At 67.3% G+C, this 19,957-nt stretch carries 19 protein-coding genes; 6 read left to right on the forward strand and 13 right to left on the reverse strand.

The window, feature by feature from the left end; translation table 11 throughout:
* Positions 1-52: 52 nt before the first annotated feature.
* The 3 genes from tal to R2733_04945 are packed head-to-tail and all read right to left on the reverse strand — an operon-like array spanning position 53 to position 4,825.
* A complete protein-coding gene (tal, locus tag R2733_04935) occupies positions 53-1,150 on the reverse strand; it encodes a transaldolase (protein MEZ5375837.1) in 1,098 nt (365 codons plus the stop codon).
* A 43-nt stretch (positions 1,151-1,193) separates the two neighbouring features.
* The gene (tkt, locus tag R2733_04940; protein MEZ5375838.1) at positions 1,194-3,188 is read right to left on the reverse strand and encodes a transketolase; all 1,995 of its coding nucleotides are present in this window, start codon (positions 3,186-3,188) and stop codon (positions 1,194-1,196) included.
* Positions 3,189-3,223: 35 nt separating this feature from the next.
* Positions 3,224-4,825, reverse strand: a complete 1,602-nt coding sequence (locus R2733_04945; protein MEZ5375839.1) for a DUF6605 domain-containing protein — start codon at positions 4,823-4,825, stop codon at positions 3,224-3,226.
* Between the two features lie 30 nt (positions 4,826-4,855).
* Between R2733_04945 and R2733_04950 the strand changes: the two genes are divergently transcribed.
* From R2733_04950 to R2733_04960, 3 genes are all read left to right on the forward strand, one after another.
* Complete coding sequence (locus R2733_04950; protein ID MEZ5375840.1) at positions 4,856-5,341, forward strand: YbaK/EbsC family protein; 486 nt, start codon at positions 4,856-4,858, stop codon at positions 5,339-5,341.
* Between the two features lie 69 nt (positions 5,342-5,410).
* On the forward strand, positions 5,411-5,902 hold the full coding sequence (locus R2733_04955) for a VOC family protein (protein MEZ5375841.1): 492 nt from the start codon (positions 5,411-5,413) through the stop codon (positions 5,900-5,902).
* Between the two features lies 1 nt (position 5,903).
* On the forward strand, positions 5,904-6,551 hold the full coding sequence (locus R2733_04960) for a carboxymuconolactone decarboxylase family protein (protein ID MEZ5375842.1): 648 nt from the start codon (positions 5,904-5,906) through the stop codon (positions 6,549-6,551).
* Between the two features lie 34 nt (positions 6,552-6,585).
* Here the strand turns inward: R2733_04960 and R2733_04965 are convergent, their stop codons facing one another.
* On the reverse strand, positions 6,586-7,464 hold the full coding sequence (locus R2733_04965) for a hypothetical protein (GenBank protein ID MEZ5375843.1): 879 nt from the start codon (positions 7,462-7,464) through the stop codon (positions 6,586-6,588).
* Positions 7,465-7,515: 51 nt separating this feature from the next.
* Entirely contained in the window at positions 7,516-9,762 is a 2,247-nt protein-coding gene (locus R2733_04970) for an EAL domain-containing protein (protein MEZ5375844.1), read from the reverse strand.
* 267 nt (positions 9,763-10,029) lie between these two features.
* Here R2733_04970 and R2733_04975 point away from each other — a divergent pair, with 267 nt between their 5' ends.
* The gene (locus R2733_04975; GenBank protein MEZ5375845.1) at positions 10,030-10,236 is read left to right on the forward strand and encodes a hypothetical protein; all 207 of its coding nucleotides are present in this window, start codon (positions 10,030-10,032) and stop codon (positions 10,234-10,236) included.
* A gap of 10 nt (positions 10,237-10,246) precedes the next feature.
* Here the strand turns inward: R2733_04975 and R2733_04980 are convergent, their stop codons facing one another.
* From R2733_04980 to R2733_04990, 3 genes are read right to left on the reverse strand one after another with little or no spacing between them, the layout of a single operon-like run.
* A complete protein-coding gene (locus tag R2733_04980) occupies positions 10,247-11,080 on the reverse strand; it encodes an enoyl-CoA hydratase/isomerase family protein (protein MEZ5375846.1) in 834 nt (277 codons plus the stop codon).
* A gap of 4 nt (positions 11,081-11,084) precedes the next feature.
* Positions 11,085-11,837, reverse strand: a complete 753-nt coding sequence (locus R2733_04985; protein MEZ5375847.1) for an ABC transporter ATP-binding protein — start codon at positions 11,835-11,837, stop codon at positions 11,085-11,087.
* Complete coding sequence (locus R2733_04990; GenBank protein MEZ5375848.1) at positions 11,834-13,309, reverse strand: hypothetical protein; 1,476 nt, start codon at positions 13,307-13,309, stop codon at positions 11,834-11,836. Before R2733_04990 ends, R2733_04985 begins: the two co-directional genes overlap by 4 nt.
* A 78-nt stretch (positions 13,310-13,387) precedes the next feature.
* On the opposite strand from R2733_04990, the gene R2733_04995 reads away from it, so the two are divergent.
* Entirely contained in the window at positions 13,388-13,945 is a 558-nt protein-coding gene (locus R2733_04995; GenBank protein ID MEZ5375849.1) for a YbaY family lipoprotein, read from the forward strand.
* A gap of 4 nt (positions 13,946-13,949) precedes the next feature.
* On the opposite strand, the gene R2733_05000 is transcribed toward R2733_04995, so the two are convergent.
* The 4 genes from R2733_05000 to R2733_05015 form a co-directional block, all read right to left on the reverse strand.
* Entirely contained in the window at positions 13,950-14,912 is a 963-nt protein-coding gene (locus R2733_05000; protein ID MEZ5375850.1) for an SDR family NAD(P)-dependent oxidoreductase, read from the reverse strand.
* A gap of 48 nt (positions 14,913-14,960) precedes the next feature.
* Entirely contained in the window at positions 14,961-15,866 is a 906-nt protein-coding gene (locus R2733_05005) for a TIGR03564 family F420-dependent LLM class oxidoreductase (GenBank protein MEZ5375851.1), read from the reverse strand.
* Between the two features lie 14 nt (positions 15,867-15,880).
* The gene (locus R2733_05010; GenBank protein MEZ5375852.1) at positions 15,881-16,975 is read right to left on the reverse strand and encodes an acyl-CoA dehydrogenase family protein; all 1,095 of its coding nucleotides are present in this window, start codon (positions 16,973-16,975) and stop codon (positions 15,881-15,883) included.
* Positions 16,976-17,134: 159 nt separating this feature from the next.
* Positions 17,135-17,896 carry a GntR family transcriptional regulator gene (locus R2733_05015; protein ID MEZ5375853.1) on the reverse strand — a complete coding sequence of 254 codons (762 nt, stop codon included), beginning with the start codon at positions 17,894-17,896 and terminating at the stop codon, positions 17,135-17,137.
* A 276-nt stretch (positions 17,897-18,172) separates the two neighbouring features.
* On the opposite strand from R2733_05015, the gene R2733_05020 reads away from it, so the two are divergent.
* Positions 18,173-18,874: a pentapeptide repeat-containing protein gene (locus R2733_05020; GenBank protein ID MEZ5375854.1), complete on the forward strand. Its 702-nt coding sequence runs from the start codon at positions 18,173-18,175 to the stop codon at positions 18,872-18,874.
* A gap of 30 nt (positions 18,875-18,904) precedes the next feature.
* Here R2733_05020 and R2733_05025 read toward each other — a convergent pair whose 3' ends face one another.
* On the reverse strand, positions 18,905-19,942 hold the full coding sequence (locus R2733_05025) for a hypothetical protein (GenBank protein MEZ5375855.1): 1,038 nt from the start codon (positions 19,940-19,942) through the stop codon (positions 18,905-18,907).
* Between the last annotated feature and the right edge of the window lie 15 nt (positions 19,943-19,957).

Consider the following 19,957-nt stretch of genomic DNA (forward strand, 5'->3'; position numbering starts at 1 on the left):
CGTGTCGGCCGCTGCCTCGGAGGCAGGGCCGGAGGCTGCCTCGTCGGCAGAGTCAGCCCTCGGTGAACTCCGCGGCCCGAGTGCCGAGCGTGTCGAGCACATCGTCGAATGCCTTGGCGAAGCTGGCGACGCCCTCGTCCTCGAGCTGCAACGCGACCTCTTCGAGGTCGATCCCGAGCTCGGCGAGCTGTTCGATCACCTGGTGCGCACCGGCGACATCGGCGTCGATGGTGCGGGCGACGGTGCCGTGGTCGTCGAAGGCCAACAGCGTGCCATCGGGAATGGTGTTCACCGTGTTGGGTCCGATGAGGGTGTCGATGTAGAGCGTGTCGGGATACGACGGATCCTTGGTGGACGTGGACGCCCACAGGGGGCGCTGATAGCGCGCACCCTTGGCTGCGAGCGCCTCCCAGCGAGCGCCGCTGAAGGTCTGCTGGAACAGCTCGTAGGCCAACACGCCCTGGGCGATGGCCGCCTTGCCGCGCAGTGCAAGCGCCTCGTCGGTGCCGATGGCGGCCAGTCGCTTGTCGACCTCGACGTCGACCCGGCTGATGAAGAACGACGCCACCGAGGACACAGTGGAGAGATCGCCGCCAAACGCCTCGAGACCGGCGAGGTAGGCCTCCATCACCGCCTGGTAGCGGGACAGGCTGAAGATCAGTGTGACGTTGATCGAACGCCCCTCGGACACCAGTGTCTGGATGGCGCCGACCCCCTCGACCGTGGCCGGGACCTTGATGTAGAGGTTCGGCGCATCGATCGTGTCATCGAGCTCGCGAGCTGCAGTGACCGTGCCCGCCTCATCGTTCGCGAGCCGCGGTGACACCTCGACCGACACGTAGCCGTCTTCTCCGCCCGACTGGTCGAAGATCGGGCGGAGCAGGGCGAGCGCCTGACCGATGTCGTCGACGACGAGCGACCAGTACGCGTCCTCGACGCTGGTACCGGAGCGGACGAGTGACTCGAGATCGGCGTCGTACTCGTCGGTGTCCATCATCGCCTTGGCGAAGATCGACGGGTTCGACGTGAGCCCACGCACCCCGCGGTCGAGCCAGGCCTGCATCTCACCAGAGGCCATCCAGCCCCGGCGCAGGTTGTCGAGCCACGGGCTCTGACCTTGGGCTTCGAAGAGTTCGTGCAGACGGCTCATGGTGGTCCTCGGTGTTCGGCGTTCGTTGGGCGGGTGACGACGTTCAGTCGTCGTCGGCTTCGAGCAGTTCGTTGACGGCGCCGACGATGTTGTCGACGTTCATACCCAGGTTCGACAGGGCGACACTCCCCGGCGCCGAGGCACCGAAGCGATCGATACCGACCGCCAGGTCGGCGTGACGTTCCCATCCGAGGGTGACCCCAGCTTCGACCGACACCGACGGGATATCAGGCGAGATGATCTCGTCCTGTTCGTCGACCGACAGGCTCTCGAACGCATTCCAGCACGGCATCGAGACGACCCGTGCACCGATGCCGAGCTCGTCGAGCGCTGCGGCAGCATCGAGGCACAGTGAGACCTCGCTCCCGGTGCCGATGAGCGTGACCTCGGGGGCCTCGTGATCGGCGACGAGATAGGCGCCCTGGGCGACACCGTCGATCGAGGAGTATTCGAGGATCGGCAGATCCTGGCGAGACAGGATGATCGCGGTCGGGCCATCGGTGTCGAGTGCCAACTGCCACGCGCCGGCAGTCTCGACCGCATCCGCCGGGCGGATGACCTGCAGGCCGGGGATGGCACGCAACGACATGACGTGCTCGACGGGCTGATGAGTGGGGCCGTCTTCGCCGACACCGAGGGAGTCGTGGGTCCACACGAAGACGCATTGTGCACCGGACAGGGCAGCGAGCCGAACCGCCGGACGCATGTAGTCACTGAAGACCAAGAAGGTGCCGCCGAGCGGCAGCATGCCGCCGTGCTTGGCCATGCCGACGAGAGCGGAGCCCATCGCGTGTTCCCGGACACCGAAGTAGATCTGGCGACCCGCGGGGTTTGCTGCGCTCTGCGCCGTCTGACCGGCGAGCTCGGTGCCGGTGTTGCCGGTGAGGTCGGCCGAGCCGCCGATGAACCCGGGCACGAACGGCACCAGGGCGTCGAGGACCTTCTGCGATGCCTTGCGGGTGGCCATCTTCGTGCCGCGCTCGAACTCGGGCAGGGCGTCTTCCCAACCGTCGAGACCGGTGACGTCCCACGCGGCATCCCACTCGGCCCGCTGATCGCCGGACATGGCCTCGAGCCGGGCGTCCCACTCGGCATGAGCAGCGGAACCGGCAGCGCCGGCCGAGCGGTACATCTCGAGCACCTCTTCGGGCACCCAGAACGGCTCGTCGGGGATGCCCATCGCGTTCTTCACCTCGGTGATCTCGGCGGCGCCGAACGCAAGACCGTGAGCCTCGTGATGATCGGTCAGCGACGGCGAGGGCGTGCCGATGTGGGTGCGCACCCGGATCAACGTGGGCCGCTCGGTCTCGGCCTTGGCGGCGAGCAACGCCTGCTCGAGTGCGTCGAGATCCTCACCGATCTCGCCGGCCTCGATGACGTGCCAGTTGTAGGCCTCGAAGCGCTTGCCGGCGTCGTCGTCGAGCGCCAGCTCGGTGGGGCCGTCGATCGTGATGTGGTTGTCGTCGTAGACGACCACCAAGCGGCCGAGCCCGAGGTGACCGGCCAACGACGCCGCCTCATGGCTCACGCCCTCGGACAGACAGCCGTCGCCGGCGATCACGAAGGTGTAGTGATCGCTGAGTTCGCTGCCGAAGCGGGCCCGCAGGTTGCGCTCGGCGATGGCCATGCCGACGGCGTTGGCGAAGCCCTGGCCGAGCGGCCCGGTGGTGACTTCGACACCGGCGGTGTGGCCGGCTTCAGGGTGCCCCGGCGTCGCCGAGTCGAACTGGCGGAAGGCCTTCAGATCGTCGAGGTCGAGCGCCGGCTGCTCGGGCGAACCCGAGCCAGTCAGATAGAGCATGGAATAGAGCAGGATCGAGGCGTGACCGGCCGAGAGGATGAGGCGGTCGCGATCGGGCCAGGTGGTGTCGGCCGCGTCGTAACGCATGACGCGGGTGTAGAGCACGTGGGCCAGCGGTGCGAGGGCCATGGCCGTGCCCTGGTGCCCCGAATTGGCGGCGTGAGGACCGTCGAGCGACAGCCCCCGGATCACGTTGATACCCAGTTGGTCCGATGCGCTGTTCGTGTTGGAGGTCACGGTGTCACGCTACTGGCGAAGACCGCCCCTGACGATCACCGTGGCGACAAGCCGAGACGGCGCAGGACATTCTCCGTGACCCGGGCGACCGCACGGTCGTCGGCCAGGCCGAACACCCAATCGGTGGTGCCGACGGCGACGACCTGACCGCCACCGTCGCCGCTCGGACGACCGATGGCGATCACGGCGTTGCCGTGCCGGGCCCGGGATCGGGCGTCGTCGCTCCCGCCGTGCAGGCGCTCGGCGATGAACTCGAGATCGCCCTGGTCGTCGAGGGCCGAGATCGACAGCGGGTACTCGCCGAGGCCGATGTTCGCCGAGGGGGTGAAGGCGACGATCTCGAGCTGATCGGGTGTGTCGTCACCGCCGGCCGGGATGGGGAGTTGGTACTCGTCGAACTGGAGGCGACAACCGAGCGTCTCGTAGCCGACCACGCCGTGCTTGGCCCCGAGCAAGTCGCCGTAGCGAAGATCGGTGCCCTCGAAGACCCAGTGGTCGTCTCGGTAGACGGTGAACGCGCCCGATCCCCGCGGTGTCGCCTGGCCGAACCGGTTGTACAGCCCCCACGCCGACCCGCCGCCGAGAAACGCCGCCTCGGGTCGGCCGACGAGTGGATCGGCCCACATCCCGGTCATGCTCGTCGGATCGGTCGCCATGACCGGGTCGGTGCGGTGGGCCGCGTACTTGTGGCACACCATGGTTGCGGCCGGCCCGGCGCCCTCCAGCCGCACCTGCCAGAACATCGTGTTGCCGGAGAAACTGGCGTAGTGACCGCCATCGGCGACATGGCGCTCGACGGCATCACGCTGGCCCGCCGACCAGTACTCGTCGTGCCCGACCCCGATCACCAACTCGTAGTCGTCGAGGGCGTGAGCATCGTGATCGAGATCGCTCGACACGGCGTAGTCGAAGGCATAGCCCGCAGCTTCGGCCCACTCGACGAAGCGTCGCTCGTGGCTGAACCACCCGGACGAACCGATGGCCGCCGGGTACGCATGGCTCAGCCGGTACGTCTGGAAGCACTCGCCCTCGACATCGGGTTCCTCACCCCATCGGGCGGGTCGGGCCTTGCGATCGTCGCGGTCGACCTCGGGACGGCACAGCATGCCTCGCCCGAACGGACGCCGGAACGACACCTGCGTCCCGCCGGTATAGAGACTGCAGCCGCCCCAGGTGTTGTAGGCATTCCACGTGTTCGTTGCCAGGACCAGGAGCGCCTTGGCCCGAGGTTCATGCACGCCGGGCCGCACCACGAAGCAGGCGTGGGCGACATCGAGGCCATCGGGGGCACCGTGTGCCGTGAGGGTGACCAGATAGAAGCCGGTCTCCCACGTCGTCGGAATCGGGACCGCCAGCGAGATCGGCCAACGACACCCATTGGCATCGGCGTCGGCCGGCGGTGGCGTATGCACACCGGCGAGGCCGGCAACGTGGTGCACGATCCGCCGGTGGGCCCCCCACCGCTCGATTGTCACGTCGTAGGTGTCGGTCCTGCAGGAGACGTGCAGGTCGAGGGTCTCACCACGGTGGTAGCTGAGGGCACCGCAATAGCCCTCGATGTCGTCCCAGAACGTGACGTCGTCGGCGAAGGTGCGCCCTCGGACGTCGACCAGATGCGGGGTTCGATCCTCGGCCATCGGCCGAGGCTACCGGTAGGTTTGGGGTCGATGAGCGATCCCGTCCTGGACCAACTCGCCCAACTCGGCCTGCCCCATGAGGTCGTCGAGTGTGACCCGGCACTGGCCGACACCGCAGCGTTCTGCGAAGCGTACGGCTATGCGGCCGACGACTCGGCCAACGCCATCGTCGTGATCGGCAAGTCGGATCCGCCGCAGCACGTGCTGTGTCTGCTGCTCGCCTCGACCAAGCTCGACGTGAACCGTGCCGTCCGCAAGCGGCTCGGCACCCGCAAGGCCTCGTTCGCCTCGGCAGAGGAGACCCGCGAACTCACGGGCATGGAGATCGGGGGCGTGACCCCCTTCGGCACCTCGACTCCCCTACCGGTCTGGATCGATGCCGCCGTGATGGAACGGTCGCAGTTGATCATCGGAGGCGGCAGTCGCGACCGCAAGCTCCTCGTCCCCCCGACCACGCTCGCGAGCCACCCGCTGGCCGAGGTGGTCGAAGGTCTCGCTCGGCCGATCGGCGACTGACGGCCCGCCCGTCGCCCACTCGGGCGTCGGCGCTTTTTCGAGCGGTCGACGCTCGGTCTAGGGTGCCGCATGCCGTTTCATCATGTTGCCTACGCCACTCGAGACGTCGAGGCCACCACCGACTTCTACGAACGTCTGATGGGTTTCCCGCTCGTCTACACCGAGGTCCAAGGCGCCGGCGACACCTGGCTCCGCCACGTCTTCTACGACACCGGCGGCGGCGAGTGCATCGCCTTCTTCCAGTTCAACGCAGTCGGCGAGCAAGCCGACTACACCACCGACCTTTCCCAAGGTGTCGGCCTGCCGGTCTGGATCAATCACGCCGCCTTTGCCGCGACCGCAGAGCAGCAAGAAGCCGTGAGGGAGCGGATGACTGCCGAGGGCATCGAGCCGGTCATGGAGAAGGACCACGGGTGGTGTCACTCGCTCTACTACCTCGATCCCAACGGGATCATGGTCGAACTCTGCCGCGACACACCCGGTTTCGAGGCTGATCCAGCCGAGGCCGCCCGCCTCCTCACCGTCGACCCCGTCGCCCACACCGCCGGCGGAGGCAACTGAGATGCCACGGCTCCGCCAGGTGGGCTTGGCCGACGCTCACCCCCGCGCCCAAGCCATCTACGCCCGACTGTTCGACGGTCGCGACCCCGTCGCCGAACCGGGCACGGCCACCGGCACTCCCGGCGACTGGTGGACCGTGTTCGCGCTGGTCCCCGACGCATTCGATCACACCACCGACGGGTTCGGGTTCTACCGCTCCCCGAATCGAGTCCTCTCGGCTCGGCTCCGTGAGCTCGGCCAGATCCGAGCCGGCTACGTCGTCGGCAGCCAGTTCGTGTTCAGCCAGCACTGCAAGGCCATGCGCGACGCCGGCTTCACCGACGACCAGGTCGACGCCATCCCCCACTGGTCCTCGGTCGACTGCTGGGAACCCGTCGAACGAGCCCTCCTCGCCTACACCGATTGCCTGGTGCTCGAACACGGACGGGTCCCCCAGCCGCTGTTCGACCAACTCCAATCGATGCTGTCCGACGAGGAGATCCTCGAGTTCACCTACATCACGTGCACCTACGCCATGCACGCCACGATGTCCCGGGCCCTGCGACTCGAGTTCGACGACGTCGACGACCGCATCGTCGAAGTCGCCGACCCCCACGGTCGCCGAGCCGGCCTCGACGTCATGTCGATGGTCGACGACGACGAGTCCTGACCCAGCCTCACACCGACACGGCTACGCCGTACGGTCACATCGACACGGCTACGCCGTGTCGTACCCCCAACCGCCGGCCATCGGCGGTGTGCACGCGCAGCTCGTACGACGTCGACAACAGCGGACCGGCGTGGCTCGGCGGCAGATCATTCGGGAGCTCGAACTCGAGCGTGTTCGGGCCGTCGACCAATGGCCGCGAGTACACCAACTCCACCCGGTGGGACGTACCAATGCCGACCGATCGCCCGGCCTCGACCTGTTCGTACAGCACGATGGTCGCTTCCCAATGGGTGCCCCTGACCGGTGGCACGTCCACCACGCCCCAGTCGCCCCGGCTGCGCACGACGGCGTGACCGCTCGCCTCGCTCGACGGGGCGAAGGCATAGTCGATCGGCCGTAGCAACGGCGGGGCGTAGCGCCATCGGCTCGCCACCACGACCGGCGGCAACGGGCTGGTGGCGACCCGGACCAAGCGACGGACCTCGGGCACCTCGATCCTGCGACGTAGCGCTTCGATTCGATCCGAACCGAGCGAGACCCTGAGTTCCCACGAGCGTGTGCCCATCTCGGTGGCGAACCCAGGGGTCAACCGCCGAGGCACGTCGATCGAGAAGTTCAGCCGCTCGGCCCGACGACCGGCATGGCGCAACGTGAGGTCCGCACGCCCGTGCCGTTCGACGACGGTCGTGTCGCCGGCGCGATCGACCCCGACCAGTGCCACCGTGGCTCGCTCCGCGCCGATCCCCGCTTCGATCAGCACGTGGCCGACAACACGACCAATCAGTCCCTCGCGGTCGCGCAGCACGCCACGCACCACGATGGCCACCGAACCTGACAGCACGGCATTCGGTGCCCGCCTCGACCGGAGGTCGAGCAACCGGGCAGCATCGCGTTGTCGGAGGGTGTCGGTCACCGCCAGGTTGTCGACCAGAATGTCGAAAATCTTGAACGGCCCCGACCGGGGTCACGCCCGCGCAGCGTCGTGTCGTCGGATCAGTCGCTGGAACTCCTCGGGAGTCACCGGACGGCCGAACAGCCAGCCCTGACCACGCTTGCAGCCTTGCCGCCACAACAGCTTGCGCTGCGCTTCGGTCTCGATGCCTTCGGCGAGGGTCACCATTCCGAACTCCTGCGCCAGACCGATCACCGCTCGAACCAGCCTCGGGTCGCCCTTGCCGCCCTTGCCGTCGTCACCGCTCACGAAGGTGCGATCGATCTTCAGCACATCGACCGGCAACCGCCGCAGCATCGACAACGACGAAAAGCCAGTGCCGAAGTCGTCCATGGCGAGCAGCAGACCGAGCGACCGGAGCTGGTGCAGCAGCTCGATGCCCCGGTCGAGGTTGGACATGACCGAGCTCTCCGTCACCTCGAGGTACAGACGAGACGGTGTGATGTCGTGGTGGCGAAGCAGGTCGGCAACGGCCACGGCCAGATCCGGATCGCTCAGCTGGACCGGTGAGAGGTTGACCGACACGGTGAACCGCTCGGGCCATCCCGCCGCCAACGCCAATGCCTGGTCGAGCATCTGCAGACCCAGCGGCACGATGAGGCCCGTTTCCTCGGCAACGGCGATGAACTCATCGGGAGACACGGTGCCGATCACGGGATCGTCCCAGCGAGCGAGCGCTTCGGCGCCGACCACTCGCCCGGTCTCGATCTCGACGATCGACTGCAGGTGCGGAACGATCAGCCCTTGTTCGATCGCCAACGGCAAGCGCTGCATGACCTCGTTGCGACGAACGACCTCCTCCCGAGCGCAATCGTCGAAGAGCGCGTACCGATCCCGGCCCGCATCCTTGGCCCGATACATCGCCGTGTCGGCGTCACGCAGCAGCGGACCGGCCTGGGCCGAAACCGTGTCGCCCGTGGCGATCCCGATGGACGCGGTGACCGTGATGGCGAGACCACCGATGTCGATCGGGGTACGGAACGAATCCTGCAGCCGGTCCGCCAGTGCCTCGAGTTCGGCGAAGGAGGTCACGTCCTCGACGATCACGACGAACTCGTCGCCGCCGAATCGAGCGACGAACGAGCCGCTTCGCACCGCGCGCTGCAACCGCTCGCCGACCTTTGCGAGCAAGAGGTCGCCGGTGGCGTGGCCGTGCGAGTCGTTGATGAGCTTGAACCGGTCGACATCGACGAACAGCACCCCGACCTGCGACCCCGAGGCCGCTGCACGATGCATCGCCGCCTCGAGCTCGGCCTCCAACGCGGCACGACTGCCGAGGCCGGTCAACGCATCGGTTTGCACGGCGAGGATCCGGTCCTGTTCGGCGAGCTTTCGGTTCGTGACGTCACGTACGCACATGACGACACCGCCGATCTCCGGCTCGTCGGGCAGGTCGTGGAAAACGATCTCGAGCCAGGCGGGTCCGCTGCCCTCGAGCACCGTGGCTACGTCGATGGTGTCGCGACGATGATCGTCGAAACCCTCACTCGCGGCGGCGAGCATTGCCCTCACCGTCTCGTGCGACTCGACCGGGACGAGGTCGAGCCAGCCGCGACCCAGCAGATCGTCTCGCCGCACGCCGAGCACGCTCCAGGACTCCGATGCCGCCGAGACCATCCCGTCGGCGTCCATGAGGAGTGCGTGGTCGGCGCTGTAGCGCGTCATGGCCCGCAGCTGCGCTTGGGCCCTTCGCTCCTGCTCGTCGGCACGCTGGCGAATGATGGCCGACGTGATCACGTCGGCCAGCGAGCGCAACAGCCCCACCTCGATGGCGCTGAACTCCCGGGCTGCACGAACCGCGTCGAAACCGATGAACCCGATCGTCTCACTCTGGACCCGGAGCGGAACGACCAGCAGTGACTTGATGCCCTGTGGTTCGAGGACCTCGCGCTCGGCCCGACGGTCATCGGGCAGGGCGGACACGTCCGGGACGAAGACCTCCTCGTCGAGCGCGAAACGGGTGAACCAGTGGCTGCAGACCTCGAGGGGCACGGCCTGGAGGTTGTCGATCTCCGGGCTCACACCACCGGCGCACCACTCATGAGTGTTGTCGAGTGCACCGTTGATCACCTCGAAGGCGTAGATGCGGTCGACGTCGAGGAACGCACCGAGGCGGGCGAACGCCGCATCGACACAACCGTCGAAGTCATCGACACTCGAATGGACGAAGTCGGCGACGATCTGGCGCACCAGCAGCTGGGTGGCCTCGATCAGCTGGAGCTTCGTCTGGAGTTCGCCGGCGCCGACTTCGTGCGTCATCTCGCGAGCTTCGGATCCGAGCGCGCCGCCATGAGCACCGCCGCCGAGCGTCGCAAGAAGCCGCCCCTCCGCCCACAACGTGGTGTGACGAACGTGACGGCAATCTTCGCGACTTTTCGGCCGCGCAACCGTCTAGTTACCCGCCGGTAGATCCACGGACGGCGACCTCGTGAACGGCACCACCGTCAGTCACGATTCACCCGAAAGACCCGCATCAATGTCACCTTCCCCACCGAGCCAGCTGCCCGGCGTGCCCTGCACGCCTTCGTGAGCGATGGCGCTCACCAGCGTTGGCACGAGTTCGCCGCCGAGAACGGTGTCAACGTGAGCGCCCTCCTCGAGGTGCTCGGCACGCGCCTTCTTCCTGGCGACACAAACACCGAGCGAGCCGACGATGCGGATGACGAACTCCGACTGATGATCAGTGAGGCTCGCCAACTCGACACGCAACGGCGCCGCCGGACCCGTTCCTAGCACCCAGCGATCAGCCCAACTCGTTGCCGAGCGCACCGACGCGGGACTCACCCTCGGGCGTCTGCCCTCCTCGTTCGAGGAACGCTCGCATTCGTGCCTGGGCCGCATCGGTCCGTAGGGTCTCCTGGAAGAGCATCGCCTCGTCCAGGAGACCGGGCACCGGGTCGTCACCGGCGGCCAGGACCGACGCCTTGGCTCGGGCCACGGCCTCGGGCGGGAAGCCGGCGAGCCGAGCAGCGAAGGCATCGACCCACGACCGCAACTCCTCCGCTGCCACCACCCGGTTGAGCCAGCCCCAGGCGAACAGGGTCGAGGCCTCGATGTCGTCGCCGCCGAGCACGACTTCCATGGCCCGCCCTCGGCCGATGAGTCTCGGCAGTCGCTGCGTCCCGGCGCCGCCGGGAAGGATGCCGAGCGGGACCTCCATCTGGCACAGGATCGTCCGGGGCGTGCCGAACCGCATGTCGCACGACGCCGAAAGTTCGCCACCACCGCCACCGACCCGGCCGTCGATCTCGCAGATCGTGGGCTTGGGCATCGTTCGCAGCTGCTCTCCCATCAGATGGAAGGCGCTGAGTGTGTCGGATCGTTCTGCCGGTGAGTCAATCGGGAACGACAGGATCAGCTCGACGTCGAAGTGCGCCATGAAGTAGTCGGGGTTGGCGCTGCGCAATACCACGACTCGCACGTCGTCGTCGGTGGCGGCCCAGTCAATGGCCCGTCGCAGCGATCCGTAGAGCTGGCGATCGATGAGGTTGATGGGGCCGTTGTCGATGAGGAGGACGGCGACGCCGTCGTCCAGCTCGATCGAAAGGCCATTGAGGTCGGTGGGAAGCGCTGCCATCCGGTCAGTCTGTTGGATCGCTGCTCGACCGTCGAGCCCAACGATCGGCTCGCTCGCCGGGCTTCAACGTCGCGGCACGCGCTGCCGCGTCGTCGGAGGTGTCGGCGTCGGCGTCCACGGTCGGCGGTGCACCCTCGGACTCGATCACCCGACCACCGGCGAGGCGAATCGAGGCGGTCGAGCGCTCGATCAGTTCGTCGTCATGCGTGCTCGAGACGACCGAGATGCCCTGGTCGACCAGGGACGACAGCGCCTCGACGAAGGCGGTCTTCGCCGCAGCGTCGAGCCCGGTCGTCGGTTCGTCGGCAAGCAGCACGGTCAACGGCCTCGCCGTTGCGACCAGCAGGCTGGCTTTCTGCCGCTGCCCCTTGCTCATGGCGCGCGGGAACCGCTCGAGCAGTTCGAACGCGTCGAGGGTCTCGATGAGGTGCATGGAGCCGGCGTCGGGCTCGGTCCGCCCGTGCAGCCGGGCGACGTACACCATCTGGTCCCACAGGGTCAGGTCGTCGAAGAGGGCCGGTTGATCGGGAACGAAGCTCACCAGTTCCCGTGCCGCAATGCTCCCCGCTCGACAGCCGTCGATGTCGACCGTGCCGGAGGTCGGTCGGAGCAATCCGGCGGTGATGAGGAGCAACGTCGACTTGCCGGCGCCGTTGTGGCCCACCAACGCCGTGGTGCCGCGGTCGATCACGAGGTGATCGATGTCGAGCGCCACCGACTTGCCGTAGACCTGCTGCAGCTTCTTGACCTCGATCATGAGCGCTTCTCCAGTGGGTAGGTGGCGACGACCGCCCCGGCGATCACGACGGTCGCGACGAGCGTGGGCCAGGGGGCGTCGATGGAGGGGTCGGGATGCAACCAGCCGTGGGAGACGACGATCGTGAGCGCGAGCACGAGGGTCGGACCGAAAAATGCCCGGGCCCACAGCGCCGGGCCGAGACCGCTCGGACCGAGGACGCTGGCCATCTGCGCCAAGTCCGGCGAGCCCAGGCGTCCCTGGGCTGCGGCCGCGAGCGTGCCGAAGACGAACAGGACGAGCACGCCGAGACCGATCTCGGCGTCGACCGTGAGCTCCCACCCCACGGCGACGAGGCCAAGGACGGATGCGAGGGCGAGGGCGGTGGCGGTCTGGCGCCGCAGGATGCTCGACGAGGGACGCCGGTAGTGGACGAGGAACACGAGCTGCCCCGTGGTGGCCGCAACGGGTGATGACAGCTCGACCCCGAGCAGAAAGCCGAGCCCTGCGATCGACAGCGCGATCACGCCATCGGCCGGATCGGTCCATTGGAGGATGAGCGCCGTCGCCCCCACGGCAACCACGAACTGGGCCAGGCGCGCGTGCCATCCGTGCTCCACCGTTGCCAGATAGCGCCAGAGCTGCAGCGGCATCCAGGGCCGAGCAAGATGCGCCTTGGTGCGTCCTTCGGTTTGATCGATCGCCCGGCGGAGGCTCACCAGGACCTGTTGGAAGTCGAAGCTCAGCATGGCCGATCGCATGTCTTCGAGCGCCGTGGCTCGCCGCCACAGGTGATCGAGCGGCACGGCGTCGAGCGCCCAGGCGGCCACGCCGGCCGACGTGGCCAACGCCCCGAACAACACGGCGAAGCCGGTGCCGGACGCCAGCGAGATGTCGGTCGCCACCAGCACGATCACCGGCGCAGCGATCACAAGGTTGGCAACGGCGATCGCGACTCGATGCGGCGACGACCCCTTGAACACCACGAGCCACCCGACGGCCGTGCACACCGACACGGCCATCGCCAGCATGGCAACGAGTGACGAGCGCCCGGCTTCGGCAAATCCGAACGACTCAGCGTCGCTCATGGCGAGCAGCACCGTGACCACGATGGCGCCGAGCGCGGCGTAGGCCACGCCTTGTCGCATCAAGCGAGGCAACAACGAGCGTCGAAGCGGTCGCGGCGACTGCAGTTCGTGGAGGACGCCGGCCCGATTGACGAGGAACGGGCCTCCCCGGAAGCCGACCCACGCCGAACCGACGACGGCCAGAGCAGACATGACATCGAGGGTGCGTTCGAACCCTGAGACGTCGCTCGGGAGCACCAGCGCGAGACCATTCCCATAGACGGGCAGCAGCATCCAGGTGATGGCGGCCAGGTACAGGCTGTACAGGTCGTCGCTCAACTTCTTGCCGGGTGCGGCCATCGCCCACAGGATGCCAGCGCCACCCGCCGCCCACGCGCCGGCGACATGCCAAGTGTCACGTTTCATCTGCGAACAAGGCCGGTAGAACGTCCGATCGAAATGGTTCGAGACTCGAACCTTCGCTCTGATCGAAAGAGAAACCGCATGTCACGCACTGTCAGCCTCCTCGCCGCTGCCGCCATGACCCTGTCCCTGGCCGCCTGCGCAGCCGACGATTCCGAAGGGGCGACGTCCGCCGGAACCGAGTCGTCGGCTGAGGGATCGACCGAGACGACGGCCGAGACCGGCACCGAAGGCACCGAGGGTGAAGCAGCCACGGACGAGGAGGCCGACAGTGACGAAGCTGACGGTGCGGATGCCGTCGCCGACAGCCTGCCGGTCACCGGCGAGCTCAGCTACGACGCAACGTCGGTCGATCCGGGCAGCACGCTCACGCTCACCCTGACCGACTTGGCCGACGCCAACGCCGATACCGCGCTCATCAGCGAGGAGACCATCGAGCTCGATGACCCCACCAGCCCGATCGCTTTCGAGATCAGTGTCCCTCGGGAAGGGCTCGACCCGCTGGGTCGCTACTCGTTGCGGGCACTGATCAGCGATGCTGACGGCACTGCGTTGCTCACCACCAACTCGGCCAACTTCATCGACCCGGGAGCCGAGGTGAGCGATCTGGGCAGCCTCAACATGGTGTCGGCCGACTGAGGCATCAATCGGCGAGTTGGGCGTCGAGCCAGGCGACGAGCCTGGCTCGCTCCCAATCGTCGGTGCCGGTTCTCGGGAGATACGTCGTCGATCGTGGCCGCCGGTCCAGCCAGAACTGGCCGGGAACGGCGTCGTCGGCGCCGCCGCACGCCAGCCACACCATGGTGTCGGCCCCCTGCTCTGTGCTCCGCAGCAGGGGCCCCATCAGCTTCCCAAAGCCCGGAAGCGCCTGGGCGACGCCATCGGTGTCGACCCAGCCCGGATGCATTGCGTGCATCTGCACATCGGGTGCCCATGCGCGCCCAAGAAAGTCGACGAGTTCGACCTGTCCGCGCTTCGCCCGGGCGTAGGCCACCGCACCCCGGTAGTCATCGGCCGACATCTGGATCCGGTCGACGTCGAGCTTCTGCGTGTACATCCCGCCCGACGCCATCCACAGCACGCGCGCCCCGGGAGCCAGGTGCGGGCGGAGCGCAAGCGTGAGGGCGTAGGGACCGACGAGGTGCGACGCCAGCGTCAGCTCCACGCCCCGGTCATTGGCGCGGTAGTCGTCGGTGAGTGCGCCGGCGTTGTGGATCAGCACGTCGAGTTGTTCGGTCTCGGCAGCGACGTGTTGAGCCAACGCATGCACCGATCCGAGATCCCCGGTGTCGACCTCGGCGCCTGTCGCCCGGCCGCTCGGGTTGGTGGCGTTGAGGTCGGCGGCAACCGACTGGGCTCGCTCCAGCGATCGAGAGGTGAGCACCACGTGAGCCCCGGCTGACACCAGCTGCTCGGCGATCGATCGGCCGATGCCCGACGAGCCGCCGGTCACGAGCACGGTCGACCCGGTCATGTTCGACGCTGGTTCGTCCCAGTCGAAGAGCTCGGATCGGGCTTCCGGCCCAATCTTGGTGAAGCTGGCAACGACCGATGCCTCGAGCATGGCGTCGGCGACGCGGCGGAGGGTGGTGCGTGAAGCGATCATGTCAGCGACCTGCCCGGCAAACCTGCCGGCGAAACCGCCGTCATCGAATCAGAGCAGCGAGCCCAGGAACGCTCGGGTTCGTTCGCGATCGTCGGGGTTCGAGGCGAATTCGGAGGCGGCGAAGTGGGTGACGCCGGCGGCTGCCAGCTCGTCGACGCGCCCCTGACAGGTGGCCTCGTCGCCGATGATTGCGAGGTCGGCCGGGCCGGCGCAGCCCTCACGGTCGAGCATGGCCCGGTAGGACGGCAGCTGCCCATAGATCTCGAAGGTCTTGGCCGCCTGTGCGCGGGCAGCGTCGACATCGTCGGTCACCCAGATCGGCATGCCGGCCACGACGTGTGGAGTGGGGCGACCCGCCGCTTCGGCGGCCTCGCTGATGGTGGGCACGGTGAACGAACCCAGCGTGGCGGCGCCGGTCATCCAGGTGATCGTGCCGTCGGTCCGGCTCCCTGTCAGCTTGAGCATCTGTGGCCCGAGCGCCGCCACCAGCACGGGCGGCGTCTCGGCGTCGATCTCGAGCTTGCCTCGCGCCGTGATCGTCTCACCGCTGTAGCTCACGGCCTCACCGCCGATCAGCGGCATGAGCGCCTCGAGGTACTCACGAGCGTGGCGCACCGGCTTGTCGAACGAGAGCCCCCACATGCCTTCGACCACCGGTTGGTGCGACAGCCCGATGCCGAGCGAGAACCGCCCGCCGGTGAGCAGGCTCGTGGTGCGAGCCTGTTCGGCCATCACCATCGGGTGGCGTGGGTAGGTCGGCACCACCGAGGTGCCGAAGCGGATGCCGGGCACCTGCTGGGCGACGGCACCGATCAGGTTCATGGCTTCGGCGCGTCCAACGATTTGGGGCACCCAGTAGGTGTGGAACCCACCCTCGGCCGCGGCTCGCACGTCGCTGACCAACGCGTCGTAGCCCTGCGCTCCGGCGGCGCCGGAGAAGATGCCGATCTCCATGTGTGCTGCTTTCTCTAGCGAGGTTCGCGAGGAAGCCCGAGGACTCGCTCGCCGAGGATGTTGCGCATGATGTTCGAGGTGCCACCCATGATCGTGTAGCCGGGTGCGTAGAGCAGGCCCTTCGTCCACTCCGACTCGACCAGCGCCGAGGCGCCGAGCACCCGAGAGGCGAAGTCGGCGACCCGCACCTCGTGCTCGGTACAGAACGCCTTCGTTGCGGCGCTGAACCCTTCAGGCGCCTGCTTGAGCACCTCGCGGTAGACGAGGAGACGGCCGACGCGGTACTCAGTTTCGAGACGGGCGATCTCCTGGCGGACCAGCGGGTCGGTGGTGTCGGCCATGGCGACCGCATGATGGAACATGGCCCGGTTCGACACGAGACGGTCGATGCCGCCCCGCTCGTGGGCGAGCTGCACCATGGTCTGCTTGAAGGCGTCGCCCTCGACCCCCACCAGGTTCTCGACCGGCACCCGCACGTCGGTGAAGTAGACCTCGCAGAAGTGGCGGTTGGTGGTCATGTCGGTGATCGGGCGGACCTCGATACCGGGGGTGTCCATCGGGACGATGATCTCGCTGATGCCCTTGTGGGGAGGGCCGCTCGAGTCGGTGCGGCAGATCAGGTAGCAGTAGTCGGCGACGTCACCGAAGCTGGTCCAGATCTTCTGGCCGTTGACCACGAACTCGTCACCATCACGCACCGCCGAGGTCTTGAGTCCAGCGAGATCGGACCCAGCGTCGGGCTCGCTCATCCCAATACACCAGGTGGTCTCGCCGTTGAGCATCCCGGGCAGGAACTCGGCGCGCTGGTCGTCGGTGCCGTAGGCGATGAGGGTGGGCCCCATCTGCCGGTCGGCGAACCACATGGCGGCGATGGGCGCGCCGGCGCTGATCATCTCCTCGGCCACGATCAGCCGTTCGATGCCGGGACGAGCGTGGCCGCCGAACTCCTTCGGCCAACCCATGCCGATCCAGCCCTCATCGGCCATCACCTTGGCGAAGTCCTTCGAGTAGCCATTGATCCAGCTGTCGTTGTGACGACCGAAGTCCTCGACGCCCTTGGCGGCGACTGCTGCGGCTCGGGCCCGAAGCGCCTCGAGCTCTTGACTCAACTGGAAACTCAAGCCCACGAGACGATTCCCTTTCCTCCGCCCACCGATGCGGCAGGCGCCAGCCACCGCCCTTCGGCGGATCTCGAACTGTTCGATCCTAGGACACCGCCCACCGGTTCTTCGAACCTGGCGTCCACCGGGAGCGCTCTTGCTGGTCGATCAGTCGGTTGCCGGCAGCAGTGCGCCCCGACCCCCATCGGACCAATCGGCGACGAAGCGGTAGCGGTCGCCCCGGATGATCGTGGTGCGCCACTCGACTGGCTGGTCATCACGGCGACCCAAACGTTCGAGGAAGAACGCGGCTTCAGCCCGCTTCATCCCGAGCGTTGCCCGGTCCGCTGGCGTCGGGATCATCGGGGTGAGGCGCTCCCAGCCCTGGTTGGGCACCGGGGCACCGATCTTCGCCAGCTCGTCGTAGAGCGCGGTGTGGGTGAAGTCGAGCTCGAGCAGCGGACGAGCGGCAGCGGCAGGCATCCACGCCCGGTCGATGGCCAACGGTTCGCCACCGGCACAGCGCACGCGACCGAGCAGCACGAGCGGGGTGTCCTCGGGGAGTCCCAACCGGTCGGCGGCGATCGGATCGGTCACTTCTTCCAGCTCGACCACCTGGCTGTACTGGTCGGTACCCGACGCCTCGATGCTGCGGAAGAGGCTGTAGAGCGTTCCGAGCGACTGCTCGAATTCGGTCCGATTCACCACGGTGCCACGGCCACGCTCACGCTTGAGCACGCCGGTCTTGTTGAGGTGACGGATCGCCTCGCGCACGGTGTGCCGACTCACCTCGTATTCCTCGGTCAGCACGAGGTCGGTGGGGAAGAACCCCTCGTCGAACTCGCCGCTGTCGAGCCGCCGCCGCAGATCGGCCTCGAGCTGCGCCCACAACGGCAGCGGCTGCGAGCGATCAGGTGCTTGTCGTGTCATCGGGGTACCTCCGTGCACCGTGCACTGCGTGGTGGTGCGCCGCGGCACGCCACCACATCGTCTGGACTTCAGAACATATCGTGTCGAAGGTACGGATGTTCGCACTTCAATGCAAAGATCTTCGACACGCGTGCGAGCGTGCTGCGAACTCCGCTACCTCGGTACCGCGAACGGCACCCTGGCATCGCAGTTCGGTCGACTACGTCTGCTCCAGGGCTGCTGTCGATGTGACGGAGTGCTCGGGACACCGTTGCACGAGCGGGATACCGTCGATGCGTGGCCATCATCCGTGTGAACGAGCCCTTCGCTGCGCTGCCGAAGGTGCCGACGCCGCACCGTTGTGCGGCGCCCGACGCGGAAGACCTCGAGGTCGATCGGGGCCTGCTCGAACTGAGCGGGGTGGATCTGCAATCCGGGAGCGTCGATTTCGACGAGATCACCGAGGCCGAAGACATGCTGATCGAGGATTCGATCGTGCATGGGGTCGACCTCACCCCGATGGGAGGTTCGACCCTCGACATCGTCCGGTCGAGTCTCGACCAGTGTGATCTCAGCCGCCTCACGGTCCGAAGCATCCGGGCTAGCCATGTCGTGGGCGCCAAGCTGGTCGGCACCGAACTGTCGGGGTCGCTCCTGACCGACGTGGTGTTCGAGCACTGCACGTTCCGCTACGCCAACCTTCGGATGGCCACCCTGCGGCGGGTTTGCTTCGCTGAGTGCCAGTTCGTCGACGTCGACGCCTTCGAGGCGACCATGGAAGACGTCGACTTCGAGGGGTCGACGATCGCCGAGCTCAACGTCGACCGGCTCTCGGCGGCTCGGGTCGATCTCCGCCGAGCATCGACGATCGATCTCACGGGAGTGGGGAACCTCCGAGGACTGCTCGTCGCCGAGGAACAGTTGCCCGCGTTGGCGTATCAGTTGGCAGCGGCCGCCGGGTTGGACATCGAGGCGTCAGCCGAGCAGGAGGCGTTGTAGGCGTCAGCCGACTCAGAGGCGTTGCAGGCGTCAGGCCAGCTCGGCCCGGACCAGCGCAGCGCCTTCGGCCATTGCCTGGAGCTTGGCCTTGGCTCGCGCTCGAGGGAGGTACTTCATGCCGCAGTCGGGCGACACCCACAGCTTCTCGGGAGCGATCACCTCGAGGGCGCGACGGATGCGGGTGGCCACCTCGTCGGGTGTCTCCACCGTCTCCCGACCGAGGTCGATCACGCCGAGCACCACACCTCGCGGCGCCAGCTGCTCGATCACGTGCGGGTCGAGGTCGGGCTGAGCGGTCTCGATGGCGATGAAGTCGACGGGGATCTCGGCCAGTTCGGCGAAGAACGGGTAGCCGCCCTTCTTCTCGCTGACGTAGGCGGCATACCCATAGCAGGTGTGCAGCGTGGTGGTGGTCTCGATGCCCGCCACGGCTCGGCTGATCGCCTCGACAGCGAACGCCGACGCCGATTCGGGATTGGCCTGCAGATAGGGCTCGTCGAGCTGGAGCACGTCGACACCAGCGGCCGCCAGGTCTCGAAGCTCGGCGTTCACGGCGTCGGCGTAGGCCAACGCCAGGGTTCGCTGATCGGGGTAGTACTGATTGTCTGCCAATTGCGAGAGCGTGAACGGACCGGGGACCGTGACCTTGGTGGCGGCCGTCGACCGCTTCATCAAGAACTCGGCGGCGTCGAGTTCGATGGGGGCCGTTCGCACGATCGGCCCGTTCACGAGCGGTACCTCGGCCACGCCGCCGCGTCGGTTGACACCCTTGCCGATCACGTCGGGATCGACACCGCCCAACAGGTTGGCGAAGTGGTTGAAGTACGACTCTCGCCGGACCTCGCCATCGGTGATGACGTCGACGCCGGCGTCTTCCTGATCGTGGATGGCGACGAGCGTGGCCGCTTCGACCGCTTCATCGAGGTGTCCCGGGTCGACGTTCCAGACGTCGGAGGCCCGAACCCGGGGAACGCCAACACCTCGCAGCCGCTCGTGGTCGATGAGCCAATCCGGTTGCGGGTAGCTGCCCATCACGGTGGTGGGTATGAGCGGGAGCGAAGCGGTCATGGTCGTGTCCTCGGG

Source organism: Acidimicrobiales bacterium, from assembly GCA_041394265.1.
In the GTDB taxonomy this organism is placed as follows: Bacteria; Actinomycetota; Acidimicrobiia; order Acidimicrobiales; family SZUA-35; genus JBBQUN01.